Source organism: Aquimarina litoralis, assembly GCF_019295435.1.
Lineage (GTDB): Bacteria > Bacteroidota > Bacteroidia > Flavobacteriales > Flavobacteriaceae > Aquimarina > Aquimarina litoralis_A.
Genome location: NZ_WEKL01000019.1, coordinates 1 through 14,059, shown reverse-complemented (window position 1 = coordinate 14,059; position 14,059 = coordinate 1). Strand labels below are relative to the sequence as shown.

Here is a 14,059-nt window from a genome sequence, read left to right as displayed (position 1 = left end):
ATGTTAGTTTATAATTTCTACTTTCTGGCCGTCTTTCACACTTCTTGCTCCTTCACTAATGATATCATCTCCATTAGTGATTCCTTCTAAAATTTCAATATAATCTCCTTGGGTTTTCCCAGTTTTTACAATTGTACGTTTTGCTTCTGCTATGTTAGTACCATTTTTTCCAGAAGTTACATATGCATATTGATCTCCTTCGGCATTTTCTGAAATAATACTTTGTGGAATAAGGATTGCTTTTTCACTGGTATAATCGTTGATTTGAACTTTAGCTGTCAGATTAGGTTTGATAATTCCATCTTTATTTGGAACTGCGACTTCAACCGTAAAAGATCGATTATTAGGATTGATATAGTTTCCTACCTGACGAATTTTGGTATCAATTGTTTTTCCCAGTACAGGAAAATATACTTTAGTTTCTTTTCCTTTAACAATACTCGAAATATAGCTTTCAGGAACTTCTACTTCTATATACATATCGTCTAGGTTTACAATACGTATCAATTKTGATTGTCCAGGCGCAACAACACTTCCTTGTTCAGTAATTACATCATCTACAATTCCAGAGAATGGTGCAGTTACGGTTGCTCTTGCCAGTTGGCGCTTCATTTGTTCTACACCGTTTTTTGCAGACTCATAACTCGTTTTAGATTGTAAGTACTGAATTTCTGAACCAATTTTTTGTTCCCATAGTTTTTTCTGACGCTCATAAGTTGTTTTAGCCAATTCTGCTTGCACCTCCATTTGTGCTACTTGTTGACTCAAACCTCCGTCATCTATTCTTGCTAGAACCTGACCTTTAGAAACTTTTTGGCCTTCCTTAACTAATACTCTAACTAATGTTCCTGCTGTTTCTGGATATAAAACGATATTCTTTTTGGTTTCTACGCTTCCTTGCAGTTCTAGATAATGATTAAACAAAGTATCTTTTGCCGTAATTGTAGTTACTAAAGGTAATTTTTTAATACTATCCAAAGAGGCGATAGCTTCATCCAATTGCTTTAGCTTATCAGCAATAGCTTGTTGTTCTGCTACTATTTCACTTCTTTTTGCTCTGATTGCGGTTAGATCTCCTTTTTCAATTACTTTTTCAATAGACTTGCCATCTTTTTGTCCGCAAGAAGCAAGAATAAGTAACATGGAGAATATGAATACTAATTTTTTCATGAGTATGTCTAGTTATTTGGTGTATTAAGTATTGTTTCTAGTTTGGCTTTGTTATTTATAATGGTAAGCATAGCTTGTAGTACTTCTTGCTGTACACTATATAATTGTAATTGTGCTTGTCTCAGTTCGAAACTCGAAGCCAATCCTTCTGTATATTTAATTTGATTTTTATTTTCTATTCTTTCGGCTAGCGAAAGGTTTTGTTTTGATGTTTCATAAGTTTCTAACGAAAGCTGGTAATCACTTAATGTAGAATTATACTGAAGCTGAATTTGTTGCTGTTGCTCAATAAAGGATGTGTTTGCCTGTTCAAAAGCGATTCTTGCTCGCTGTGTTTTGGCACTTCGACCTAAAGAACTAAAAATAGGAATATTTAGACTAACTCCCAGTATAGAAGATTGAAACCATCGTTGATCATTTTCTAAAAATGTGAAAGAATCACTGTTAGCTTGTGTGCCATAATTCACAAAAGCCGATAAAGTTGGCAACGCTCTACTTTTTTCTAATTTAAGTTCTAACCTTCTTTGTTCAGTTAATAAATACCCTAATCGATAATCTATGTTGTTTTCTATTACAAACGGCTTCAAACCAACAGAATTATCAATGTTTTTAGTGGTTAAATTATCTAAATTATCAGACAAAACCGTGTTTGAATCCACATCAACTCCAATGGTAAGATTAAACATTTGTAATGCTATTTTTGCTAATCTTTCTGCATTGTTTAGTTGATTGGTAATTTGCAGTAACGTGATCTGAAGTTGTTCTACATCTTCTTCTTCAGCTAATCCGTTTTCAAAAATTTTCTTTCGTTCTTCATAATTCTTTTCTAATGCAGCCTTGTTATTTTGAAGAATTTTTACACTCTCATTAGATACCAGCACACTTCCATACGCGTTAATTACACTCTCTTTAACAGTAAGCTGCGTTTTTTCTTGCGAATCATTACTAAATTGTAAAAAACTTTTAGCGGCTTCTAAACCAACAAGGTAAGATCCGTCGAAAAGCAATTGAGATAAGGTTGCACTCGCGGTAAGCTGTTGTTTGGTTCCAAAAACTACGGGTATAAAACCTTCTAGAGGATCTGGCGAACCATTAGCGGTTAAATCAAAGAATTCTTCTACAGTATTAATGGTACTTTCTCTGTTATCAAAAGCCGAAGCTGGTAATAAAGAAACCGGTTGCTTTAATTGATTTTGATAATCAATAGCAGCGTTTATTTGCGGTAAACCGGTTGCGGTTGTTTCCCATTTCTGTTTTAGCGCTTTAGCTACATCACGTCTAGCATTGATGGATTGATAACTGTTTTCCAATGCAAATTCAATAGCTTCATCTAAGGTAAAAGAATATTGGGATGAAGCAGGAGTTTCCTGCGCAAAAGAAAATGTTATGAATAAGCTAAAGAAACATAAGGACCAAAGGTTGTTTCTCATAATTTATTGTTGTTTTAATAGATTGTTTAAAATTTTTAACCCTTTTTCTGTGGCGATACCACGCACATGATATTCTAAGTAATCGGTCATTAACTTAGCAACAGGAAATGTATGGATAGGAAACATTTCTTGATCTTTTATTCCTGTCATTCCCATAAAGTATAATCTAGAAATAGTTTCTACATCAATGTTTTCTCTAAATACACCTTTTTGTATACCTCTTTCCAAATTTTCGATGACACATTCCTGCATAGTCTCAAATTGTCTAACTTTAAGACTACTGTGAATTTTTGGATAATATTTTTGAAGTTGATATTGAGGAGATGTCTTTTCACCTTTTAGATGATGCATTACAAAAGCTTTAATGGCATATAACTCTTCAATTGGTTCTTTATTTTCTTCTAAAATAGCATCGATTCCATCGCTAACAGTACAGAATAAATGATCAGTTGTGGCCTCAACTAACTTGGTTTTATTCTGAAAATGAGCATAGATTGTTTTCTTTGAGATTCCCATTTCCGAAGCAAGATCATCCATTGTAACGCTCTTAAAACCAAGGTTTAAGAACATGTCGTTTGCTTTTTCTATTATTTTTTCCTTCATATGGGGTTACTTAATTACCGTGCAAATGTACAAGAGGAAACTTTAAAAACATTAAAAGTTTCCTAAGTTTTACAATTTTTTAACACAGCTAAATTGTGAACCGTCATTTTAGATGGTTGAATTGTTAATACTTACTATTTTTTTAGTAAAACGAAAAAGGCTGTCCAATTTGGACAGCCTTTTGATCATATTTTAGCGCTAAATGCTAGTTATATGGTTTTTTTCGGAATCTTGTATACGCTCTAAAACTTCCAGTTGATGATTGATCACGTTCTACTCGTAACCTTCTTCCGTATCTTTTTTCTGGACTAAAAGGAGGCCAGCTTGGATCAACAATGTGTACAGTCCAGTAATCTGAACTCCATATACCGTTATCAAGAACTACTTCTTTTCGTAATTGCCATGAATTAATATAACGATAAAATTTTACGGTTGTTCGTCCGCAGATCACATTGGTCCAAGTAAACGCTTCATTCAGCTTTCTCCAATTGCCTCCAAATACTGATTGTCTTGTATGGTCTGTCCAAGTTTGAGAATCACAAAATTCGATATAATCCGGATTAGAATTTAATGGAACTTGACAGCGTAGATTTCTAAAAGTATTCTCAGATTCATTGTAGCAACTACTACTTTTCTGAAATATCTCTTCATAGTTTTTATCTAAAATTTCTATCTTTTCAAATGAAGAGTCCATACTTCTTCCAGAAGCTATGAAGGCATCATAACCAGCAGCTTTAGCTAGAGGTTCAGGAATAGCAATATGATCTTCCGTAAGTTTTAGAAATAATTGAAAAGGAGATTGATTTTCCATTTCTATCATCCACTCTTCATTTTTTAAAAGGTTGTAATCATACAATTTACTAAGTCGGAATATTTCGTATTCATTATCGTTTTCATCACCAATTTCAAAGAATGTAACGTCCAATCCATCTTTTTGAATGTGAGCAATTACTCTGGATTTTGGAAGTATATCTTCATTTGATTGTTGTTCTAAGATCTCATTGGACTCTGATGTTGGTTTCTCACAAGCGTAAAATAAAATGATGGTGAGTAAAAAGGCTAAAGTTTTAAAAGTGATTTTTTTCATGTGTAAATAGTTTATATTAGTAATGACAAAGCTATTTTTGGTTGAGTTTTTAGATGTCCGAAAACTTTTAGTTTCAAAAAATTAGGACACATTCTATGCATATTCAATTTGATGGATAGGAACTGTTTTTTTAATTTTTATCATACCTTAGCACAAAAATTCAATAGTGCATACCATTTCAGATTATCAGAAATATTTTTTAGAATATTTATCCAAGAATACTTTAGAAAAAGAACCCAAAAACCTTTATCAACCTATTTCATATATTTTAACATTAGGAGGTAAAAGGTTAAGACCCGTTTTAGTGCTAATGACATCAGAAATATTCGGAAGTTCCTATGAAAAGGCTTTGGACGCTGCGTTGGCTGTTGAGGTTTTTCATAATTTTTCATTAGTGCATGATGATATTATGGACGATGCGCCGCTGAGAAGAGGAAAAGAAACGGTTCATGAAAAGTGGGATATCAATACAGGGATTCTTTCAGGAGATGCTATGTTGATTAATGCTTATCAGCTTTTTGAAAATTACGAAGGAGAAACGTTTAGGCAATTAGCGAAACTGTTCACAAAAACTGCAATGGAGGTTTGCGAAGGGCAGCAGTATGATATTGATTTTGAAACACGCGATGATGTAACTATTCCAGAATATTTGAAAATGATCGAATATAAGACAGCAGTTTTAGTTGCTGCTGCCATGAAAATGGGGGCTATCATTGCTGATGCATCTGATGTTTGCAAATCTGCAATTTATGATTTTGGAAGATTATTAGGGATTGCTTTTCAATTACAAGATGATTATTTAGATGCTTTTGGAGATCCTGCGACTTTTGGGAAGCAAGTAGGAGGCGATATTATCGAAAATAAGAAGACATTTTTATATCTCAAAGCTATCGAATATGCTGATGAAAACCTGAAAAAACAGCTGGAAGGATTATTCACATTACATCCGGAGGATCCTTCGGATAAGGTACAAACGGTAAAAGGAATATTTGAAGATACTGGTGCTAAAGATCAAACAAGGTTGGAAATAGAAAAGTATACTAAAATGGCTTTTGAAGTTCTGGAAGATTTATCTATATCTGAAGATAAAAAGAATATTCTTCGAGTATTTGGAAAGCAATTAATGAATAGAAGTGTTTAAATAAAAGGTCTGATTTTTTTAAATCAGACCTTCGCTTAGTTGAGGCAAAAAAACACTACGTGTCAGGGTTAGCAAAATTGTCTAATTTTACTAACTTCTTTTGTTGTTGATGATCTTAACACAATTAAAATCAAAATCTGAGTTGGTTAAATAATTCTCTCCAGTTTTTTACATTCATAAACTCCCGCTCATACCCTTTTTGCTTCTTTTCTAGCAAATCGAGAAATAGAAGAAGTATTCCAAGATAATCTTGAATAATACTGTTGATCCTAATATTTAATTAGTTAGTAATAATGTTTTTCAGAAAATTCTTTTTGTTCTAGATTTTCAGAGATTACATTAGTTTTGTTTGGTTTAAAGTTTTTTAGAACTTAAACAACTCATTGCAAATGTCCTAAAAGAGTAATGAGTAATTTTGATTTCATAATGAGTTTGTGTGCTTTTCAAAAATACTTCAAAACCGCATAAAATATATGGTTTTAGCTTTGATTATAAAAGAAAATTAGATGATTAGTTGGTTTTTTCGACGAAATACAGATATTGTGAACTAAATTGTTGAAAAAAGTAGGACGCAAATTAGATCGACATGAGATTATTAGGTAGTATTTTGTTAATATTTGTCACTTTTATAAGTAGTAGTCAAGAAGCTTTTGATGAGATTAATAATTCATATGAAATCTTGTTAGAAAGAATTCATCAAAAGGATACTGTATTAAATAACAGAACCAAATATTATAAATGTGCTGAAGATATATCGGGAAGAATTGAATATTATTATGATCAGGGAAATTTGAAACTCATCATGCATATATACAAACAAGGTTTTGGAAATAATTCTTTTTTAGAAAATTATTTTATTCAAGAAGATAAATTACAGCTTAAGACTATGATTTCTGAAGAAATGTTTATGAATACTCTTTATAAGCAAAGCAGTCAAGGAGTATCTTCTACCAGTGTTGAAAAAGTAGCTGAAGTTACAGAGCAAAGAATGCTCTTCGAAAGTAATAATGCTCCAGTTTGTTATGAAAGAAAACATGGGGCAAAGCTCTCGGAATGGGATCAAGAATATTTTAACTCATTAACTTTTCAGCCAGGAGAATGCATGGAGGATAATGAAGATGTTAAATATAAATACCGTTTGCTTCGAAAGGCCGAAAAGAAATTAGAAAGCTATTCTAATCGAAAGCCAAATTGTATTTTTCACATGTGGTAAAAAATGTGTTAAAAATCAGAGACTTGTGTATTAGCTTTCTTGTTGTTCTTTTTTATTTTGACTGCATTAAATTTTAAATCGGAGAATCCAGTAAAACTACTACCGTTTCTAACGTTTAAAAATTTCCAATAATATCCATTGTTTTTCTTAGTAATTGGAGATATAGCGATGGAAGAAATTGAAATGCCAAGATGGTTTTCGATAATACTATTTATTTTCTTCTGAATTTTAGGATCGTTTACCTCATTAGCAGTCGCTACTTTACTTTTTTCCTTTTTTACAAAGTAAGGATTATTAGAAGGATCAAAATTGTTGGTGGTAACTTGTTTATTACTAGAGCAAGACGAGAGTGCTATTGCGAATAATAGCGTGAGTGTAAGATGTTTCATGATGTTTTTGGGGTCTTATAATTTTAATAATTATAAAATTACTAAAAGAAACGCAGTTTTAATCTTATAACCCTTATTATTAGACAACAAGTCGTTTTTCTAGATAAACAACAGTGTTTTTGCTTTAGATTGTGGGATTTTTTCAGAAAAATACACGTACAAAGGGAGCATACGGACTCGCATAGATACTTTTATCCTCATCATATAAGACGTCATATCTAAGTCCAACACTCACAAAACCAATTCTATATCCAGCCCCAAGAAAGAGTGCAGGATACCAATAATCATCATTAAAATCATCACCATTAATTTCAATACTTCTGCTTACCCCCATTTGTTCAAACTCAGAAGAAAGTTGTAAAGAAGGAAAAGGATTGTACAAAGTAATAAGGCTAGCTCCATAATTAGTCGCAGTGAAATTTTCTGAATTAGAATATCCAAAATTAAGCCCAAATCCCATACTGAACTGGTTATTGAAGTCATAAATGGCTGATGGGGCTATGATAGCATTAAAAGTGTCATTCGTAAAACCAATCCCTATATTACCACCAAATCTTACATGAGACCAAAAATTTTCATCTTGAGAATACATTTGTTGTAAGGAAAACAAAATTGAGAAAACTAATAGGAAGATTTTCATTTTCTGAATAAGAATCACTTTCATTGTTAAAATTGTAAAAAAATGTTACAATAAATATATATAATTCCATGCTCAATATATTGTAATTGTTGTATTTTTGTGATGTTTTATAATAAAAAAACGGTTGAATACCTACATATGGATAAATATTCATTTTTGAATGCGGCTAATACCGCATTTTTTGCAGATTTATACGATCAATATTTGCAAAGCCCAGATAGCGTTGAGCCAAGCTGGAGAGCATTTTTTCAAGGGTTTGATTTTGGTATGGAAAGTGCCGAAGATTCCGGAGAAACAATTTATGTAGAAAAAGAATCTGGAGATACGGTTGCTGTTCCTCAAAATGTTCAAAAAGAATTTCAGGTAATTAGATTGATTGATGGCTACCGAACAAGAGGACATCTTTTTACTAAAACCAATCCGGTTAGGGAACGTAGAAAATATACACCTACTTTAGCACTAGAAAACTTTGGTTTAAGTCAAGCAGATCTTAATACTACTTTTAATGCTGGTGAGATTATTGGAATTGGCCCTAATACACTGAGCAATATTATCGTTCATTTAGAACAAATTTATTGTGATGCTATTGGTATTGAGTATATGTATATTCGAAATCCAGAGGAAAGAGCTTGGATACAAAGCCGTGTAAATTTCAATACCAACAGGACTAAATTTACTGGAGATCAGAAAAAACATATCCTTAAAAAGTTAAATCAAGCTGTGTCTTTCGAGAGTTTTTTGCATACCAAATATGTTGGTCAAAAACGTTTTTCACTCGAAGGAGGAGAATCTCTGATTCCTGCTTTAGACGCTTTGGTTGAGAAAGCTGCCGATATGGGAGTGAAAGAGTTTGTTATGGGGATGGCTCATAGAGGTCGTCTTAGTACACTAACTAATATTTTTGGAAAAAGTCCGAAGGATATTTTTAGTGAGTTTGATGGTAAGGACTACGAAGAAGCTATTTTTGACGGAGATGTAAAATATCATTTGGGTTGGACCTCTAAAAGAGAAACTGATTCTGGTAAAGCAATTAATATGAATATTGCGCCAAATCCTTCTCATTTGGAAACAGTAGGGGCTGTAGTAGAAGGAATAACAAGAGCAAAACAAGACAGACATTATAAAGAGAATATATCTCAGGTATTACCAATTGTAGTTCATGGAGATGCCGCTATTGCTGGACAAGGTTTGGTTTATGAAATTGTTCAAATGGCACAATTAGATGGATATAAAACTGGAGGTACTATTCATATTGTGGTGAACAACCAAATAGGATTTACTACCAATTATTTAGATGCACGTTCATCTACCTATTGTACCGATGTAGGTAAGGTTACTTTATCTCCGGTACTTCACGTTAATTCTGATGACGCTGAAGCAGTAGTACATGCAACTAATTTTGCATTAGATTTTAGAATGACTTTTGGACGTGATGTATTTATTGATTTATTAGGATATCGTAAATATGGTCATAATGAAGGTGATGAACCTCGTTTTACGCAACCTAAACTTTATAAAGCAATTGCTAAGCATAAAAACCCAAGAGATATTTATGCCGAAAAATTGATTTCGGAAGGAATTATCAATAGAGAATATGTTACGCAATTAGAGAAAGAGTATAAAGCATCTCTAGAAGAGGAATTAGAAGATTCACGTAAACAAGAAAAGACGATTATTACTCCATTTATGCAAGATGAGTGGGCTGGTTTTACAAGAGTCCAAGAAGATGAGATGATGGAAGATGTGGATACTACCTATTCTAAAGAAGGTCTTACTGAGATTGCTGAAGTAATAACGAAATTACCATCTGATAAGAAATTTCTTCGTAAAATAGAAAGATTGATTGATCAGAGACATAAAATGTTTTTTGAAAAAGATCAGTTAGATTGGGCTATGGGGGAACTATTAGCTTATGGGTCATTGCTGAAAGAAGGATATGATGTTCGAATGAGTGGGCAAGATGTGGAAAGAGGAACTTTTTCTCATCGTCATGCAGTAATTAAAGTGGAAGATAGTGAAGAGGAAGTATTATTGCTAAATAATTTAAAAGGAGATCAAGGAGATTTCTATATCTATAACTCTTTACTTTCTGAATATGGAGTAGTTGGATTCGATTATGGATATGCAATGGCAAGTCCAAAATCCTTAACCATATGGGAAGCGCAATTTGGAGATTTTAGTAATGGCGCTCAGATTATGATTGATCAATACATCTCTTCTGCGGAGGATAAATGGAAGCTTCAGAATGGTCTTGTGATGTTGTTGCCACATGGGTATGAGGGTCAAGGAGCAGAACATTCTTCTGCCAGAATGGAGCGTTATCTACAATTATGTGCAAAAGATAATATGTTTGTTGCAGATGTTACTACACCAGCGAATATGTTTCATTTGCTAAGAAGACAAATGAAAGCGGATTACCGTAAACCTTTAATTATTTTTACTCCAAAAAGTTTATTACGTCATCCTAAAGTAGTTTCTTCTGCTGAAGAATTGGCAAACGGAAGTTTCCAAACAGTTATTGATGATTCAGAAGCTAAAGCAAAAGATACCAAAACATTAGTGTTCTGTACGGGTAAATTTTATTATGACCTTTTAGATGCAAAAGAAAAGCAGGAAAGGAATGATGTTGCTTTAGTGAGATTAGAGCAGTTATTCCCGCTTCCAACTAAAGAAATGGATGCTATAATTAAAAAGTATAAAGCAGATGATATTGTTTGGGCTCAAGAAGAACCGCGTAATATGGGAGCATTGAGTCATATTTTAATGCATTATGATGGAGCGAGTTCCTTTAGATTTGCGAGCAGAAGACCATACGGAGCTCCAGCTGCGGGAAGTGCAACAAGATCTAAAAGAAGACATCAAGAAGTAATTGATTTCGTATTTGATAAAACAAAAGACAATCAAAGAAGAAAAAGAAATAGTAAAGGTTAAAGTAAACTAAAAATCGAAAATTTTTCGCTCACGCGATATAAAGTATAAATTAAGAATTATGGCTTTAGAAATGAAAGTCCCTTCTCCGGGAGAATCCATTACAGAAGTAGAAATTGCTCAATGGCTTGTAGAAAATGGCGATTATGTAGAAAAAGATCAAGCTATTGCCGAAGTAGATAGTGATAAAGCAACATTAGAACTTCCTGCAGAAGCAAGTGGTGTTATAACACTAAAAGCTGAAGAGGGAGATGCTGTAGCTGTTGGTGAAGTAGTATGTTTAATAGATACTGATGCTCCTAAACCAGATGGTGCATCTGCATCTTCTGAAGCACCTAAAGCTGAAGAGAAAAAAGAAGAACCTGCTGCTCCAGTTAAAACTGAGGCTCCCGCTCCACAAAAAGCGGCTACTTACGCAACGGGAACTGCTTCTCCAGCTGCTAAAAAAGTACTAGCAGAAAAAGGTATTGATGCTTCTCAAGTAAAAGGTACTGGTCGTGACGGTCGTATTACCAAAGCGGATGCAATTGATGCTAAACCTTCAATGGGAACACCAGGATTAGGAAGCAGAGGAGAGTCTCGAAAAAAATTATCGATGCTTCGCCGAAAAGTAGCGGAGAGATTAGTTTCTGTAAAAAATGAAACAGCTATGCTAACTACTTTTAACGAAGTAGATATGCAACCTATTTTTGATTTAAGAAAACAATATAAAGAGACTTTTAAAACAAAGCATGGCGTAAGTCTTGGATTTATGTCGTTTTTTACACTTGCTTGTGTGAGAGCACTTAAAATGTATCCTGCTGTAAACTCCATGATTGATGGTAAAGAAATGATTTCTTTTGATTTTCAAGATATCAGTATTGCAGTATCTGGCCCTAAGGGATTAATGGTTCCTGTAATTAGAAATGCCGAGAATTTAAGTTTCAGAGGTGTTGAATCTGAGGTTAAAAGATTGGCTATCAGAGCTAGAGATGGTCAGATCACTGTTGATGAAATGACAGGAGGAACTTTTACTATAACTAATGGAGGTGTATTTGGAAGTATGTTATCTACACCAATTATCAATCCTCCTCAGAGTGCTATTTTAGGAATGCATAATATAGTAGAAAGACCTATAGTAAGAGATGGACAAATTGTAGTAGCTCCAATCATGTATGTTGCTTTATCATATGATCATAGAATCATTGATGGTAAGGAATCTGTAGGGTTTTTAGTAGCTGTTAAGGAAGCTTTAGAAAATCCAGTGGAATTATTAATGGATAATGATATTAATCGAGCGTTAGAGCTTTAGATATAAGAATCTTTTTCGATAAAAAAACCACTACAATTGTAGTGGTTTTTTTTATTCCTTTTGAAAATCTAAGATAACTTTATTGTTTAATTATTTTAGAGGTATGGCTTTGTCCTTCTGAAATGATCTTTACTAAGTATAATCCAGAGGTGATGTTGCTAATGTTTAAACTAGCTGTGGTGTTATCTATTTCTTTAGAAAGTATTTTCTTTCCTTGAATAGAATATAATTCTACTTTAGAAATAGTATTAGCTAATGATGATTGAATATTTAAAACATCACTTATTGGGTTTGGAAAAACTTTAATGGTGTTTTGATTTATTTCATTTTCTCCAACGGATAATGTAACATTTTCATTTTGGTAAAAGTTCAAAGCATGCATCGCATAAACTAACGGAGCATTCCAGTTAATAGTAATTTCATTTGTGGAATAAGAACACCAATGATCTACATATTTTGATGCTGGAAAATTAGTAGGGAAGCTAACACCAGAACCAGAACAATCTCCTGTATCTGGATTATTTTCATTTTGCGGTCCTCCTACAATCATTCCAGGTACTGGAGCAGAGATACCATCCGCATCAGATATTCTATGATGAGGTTCGAATACTTGTCTGTCTCCAAAACCAGTAACATATGAGTATCCGGTTCCGTTTCTTCCAAAAATGTAATCCATAGCGGTATAAGCAGCATCTAAGTAAGATTCATCTTTAGAAAGTTCATACGCTCTAATCAATAACATTAATTGATTACCTACAGCTCCATTACTTCCCCAAGAGTAATCATTTGTGTCCATGGTGATCTTCATGGGAGAAGAATTAACACGGTTTTTTAATTCATCTGCAGTTTCTAATAAAGTATTGTTTGCTGCGGTTACATTTATAGAACTTGCTAAGCTTGTTGTGTATTGTGCAATAGAAATTAGAGCAAGAGGATCGCTATATGGCCAGCTTGGAGTTCCTCCTCCGATTGAACTAACATTGATATCGTCTCTATATGTGTTTTCTCGTGTTGTGATGAATAATTCTACAGCAGCCCATTGAAACTCGTCTGTTACATTAGAATCCCCATATTCTCCAGTATTAATATCGGATACGGGTGTTCCGGATCCTTGTCTATAATAGACTGCTGGATTTGCTTGAGCCCAATCATATGCATCTTTAGCAGCTTGTTCTAGTTGAGCACTAAATCCTGGACGTACACTTTCGTAACTCGAGAATACTCTGGAGGCAACTGCAGTCACTGCAGCAAAGTTTAAAGCGGCAGCAGTAGATTTTTGAACGACGTATCTATCAAGGTTATATTGAGCTGGCATAATTCTTCCAGAAAAATTCTTAGCAGTTAACTTATGGTAAACTCCTCCATCATGAGGGTCCTGCATAGTTAACATCCAATCTAAGTTCCATAATACTTCATCTAAAATATCAGGAAGATTTCCTCCTTGCTCAGGAATGTTATATTGTAAATTTTCCCATTCTGTTTTGTAATGTTCAAAAGCTGCTAGTAAAGTATAAGTGCTTATTCCACTGTTTACAACATACTTGTTATAGTCTCCTGCATCATACCATCCTTTTGGTGATGAGATAACAAAATTTTCAGGTCTACCTGGTGAAACAGCGGATGAATGTATTTTTACTTGAGTATCCGGCGTTCCAGCTTGTCTAGCGTAAACTCCGGCATGAGTAGCTTCCAAAGCTGTAGATGAACGGTTATAGTAATAATATTTAAAAGCTTCTTCTCTAAGATCCGCGTATCCGTCTTGACTAACTTTAAATGTAATTTGTTCCTGATCTAATTGAAAACGATAGGTTCCTTCATCATCAACTGAAGTAATATCTACATTGGCAATATGTTCACCTGAATCGCTCCATAAAGATGATGATCCTGTTGTGCCTGATAAAACAACATTATCAGAGTTGTCTAAAACCGTATAGGCTTGATTGCTGAAACTACTTTGAGCAGCGATACTAATGGTCTTATTTCTTCCTTTTAAATAAGAAACTTGGTTGTAACGAATATCAAAAGCAGAAGCTGGAGGAATTGCTTCTAGAGGAGCACCAAAAGATATCCAATCGATAGTTAAAGTCCCATTATATTGTCCTCCATTTGTTCCAGGATTTACGAAAAATTGTAAAAATCGAATTTTAGAAGGATCTACAGGACAAGG

At 33.6% G+C, this 14,059-nt stretch carries 11 protein-coding genes; 4 read left to right on the top strand and 7 right to left on the bottom strand.

The window, feature by feature from the left end:
- Window positions 1-3: 3 nt before the first annotated feature.
- The 4 genes from GBO31_RS11685 to GBO31_RS11670 all read right to left on the bottom strand — a co-directional run bounded on the left by GBO31_RS11685 (window position 4) and on the right by GBO31_RS11670 (window position 4,290).
- On the bottom strand, window positions 4-1,170 hold the full coding sequence (locus GBO31_RS11685; protein ID WP_219008526.1) for an efflux RND transporter periplasmic adaptor subunit: 1,167 nt from the start codon (window positions 1,168-1,170) through the stop codon (window positions 4-6).
- Window positions 1,171-1,178: 8 nt separating this feature from the next.
- Window positions 1,179-2,600 (bottom strand): TolC family protein, encoded by a 1,422-nt coding sequence (locus tag GBO31_RS11680; protein ID WP_219008525.1) that lies wholly within the window; start codon window positions 2,598-2,600, stop codon window positions 1,179-1,181.
- A gap of 3 nt (window positions 2,601-2,603) precedes the next feature.
- A complete protein-coding gene (locus tag GBO31_RS11675; RefSeq protein ID WP_219008524.1) occupies window positions 2,604-3,203 on the bottom strand; it encodes a TetR/AcrR family transcriptional regulator in 600 nt (199 codons plus the stop codon).
- Between the two features lie 205 nt (window positions 3,204-3,408).
- Entirely contained in the window at window positions 3,409-4,290 is an 882-nt protein-coding gene (locus GBO31_RS11670; protein ID WP_219008523.1) for a hypothetical protein, read from the bottom strand.
- A 166-nt stretch (window positions 4,291-4,456) separates the two neighbouring features.
- Here GBO31_RS11670 and GBO31_RS11665 point away from each other — a divergent pair, with 166 nt between their 5' ends.
- Window positions 4,457-5,431, top strand: a complete 975-nt coding sequence (locus GBO31_RS11665) for a polyprenyl synthetase family protein (protein ID WP_219008522.1) — start codon at window positions 4,457-4,459, stop codon at window positions 5,429-5,431.
- A 586-nt stretch (window positions 5,432-6,017) separates the two neighbouring features.
- Window positions 6,018-6,644: a hypothetical protein gene (locus tag GBO31_RS11660; RefSeq protein ID WP_219008521.1), complete on the top strand. Its 627-nt coding sequence runs from the start codon at window positions 6,018-6,020 to the stop codon at window positions 6,642-6,644.
- A gap of 8 nt (window positions 6,645-6,652) precedes the next feature.
- Here the strand turns inward: GBO31_RS11660 and GBO31_RS11655 are convergent, their stop codons facing one another.
- Together GBO31_RS11655 and GBO31_RS11650 are read right to left on the bottom strand one after the other, a co-directional pair.
- Window positions 6,653-7,033, bottom strand: a complete 381-nt coding sequence (locus GBO31_RS11655) for a hypothetical protein (RefSeq protein ID WP_219008520.1) — start codon at window positions 7,031-7,033, stop codon at window positions 6,653-6,655.
- Window positions 7,034-7,175: 142 nt separating this feature from the next.
- Window positions 7,176-7,697: an alpha-ketoglutarate decarboxylase gene (locus GBO31_RS11650; RefSeq protein WP_246615849.1), complete on the bottom strand. Its 522-nt coding sequence runs from the start codon at window positions 7,695-7,697 to the stop codon at window positions 7,176-7,178.
- A 114-nt stretch (window positions 7,698-7,811) separates the two neighbouring features.
- Between GBO31_RS11650 and GBO31_RS11645 the strand changes: the two genes are divergently transcribed.
- Together GBO31_RS11645 and odhB are read left to right on the top strand one after the other, a co-directional pair.
- A complete protein-coding gene (locus GBO31_RS11645) occupies window positions 7,812-10,604 on the top strand; it encodes a 2-oxoglutarate dehydrogenase E1 component (protein WP_219008519.1) in 2,793 nt (930 codons plus the stop codon).
- Window positions 10,605-10,662: 58 nt separating this feature from the next.
- Complete coding sequence (gene odhB / locus GBO31_RS11640; protein ID WP_219008518.1) at window positions 10,663-11,892, top strand: 2-oxoglutarate dehydrogenase complex dihydrolipoyllysine-residue succinyltransferase; 1,230 nt, start codon at window positions 10,663-10,665, stop codon at window positions 11,890-11,892.
- Window positions 11,893-11,971: 79 nt separating this feature from the next.
- Here odhB and GBO31_RS11635 read toward each other — a convergent pair.
- Window positions 11,972-14,059: glycoside hydrolase family 9 protein (locus tag GBO31_RS11635; RefSeq protein ID WP_219008517.1), on the bottom strand; the 2,088-nt coding region annotated here is incomplete at its 5' end.

Coding starts and splice junctions, on each gene's coding strand:
- GBO31_RS11680 (WP_219008525.1), bottom strand. CDS start 2,600: ATGAGAAACAACCTTTGGTCCTTATGTTTCTTTAGCTTATTCATAACA.
- GBO31_RS11675 (WP_219008524.1), bottom strand. CDS start 3,203: ATGAAGGAAAAAATAATAGAAAAAGCAAACGACATGTTCTTAAACCTT.
- GBO31_RS11670 (WP_219008523.1), bottom strand. CDS start 4,290: ATGAAAAAAATCACTTTTAAAACTTTAGCCTTTTTACTCACCATCATT.
- GBO31_RS11660 (WP_219008521.1), top strand. CDS start 6,018: ATGAGATTATTAGGTAGTATTTTGTTAATATTTGTCACTTTTATAAGT.
- GBO31_RS11655 (WP_219008520.1), bottom strand. CDS start 7,033: ATGAAACATCTTACACTCACGCTATTATTCGCAATAGCACTCTCGTCT.
- GBO31_RS11650 (WP_246615849.1), bottom strand. CDS start 7,697: ATGAAAGTGATTCTTATTCAGAAAATGAAAATCTTCCTATTAGTTTTC.
- GBO31_RS11645 (WP_219008519.1), top strand. CDS start 7,812: ATGGATAAATATTCATTTTTGAATGCGGCTAATACCGCATTTTTTGCA.
- odhB (WP_219008518.1), top strand. CDS start 10,663: ATGGCTTTAGAAATGAAAGTCCCTTCTCCGGGAGAATCCATTACAGAA.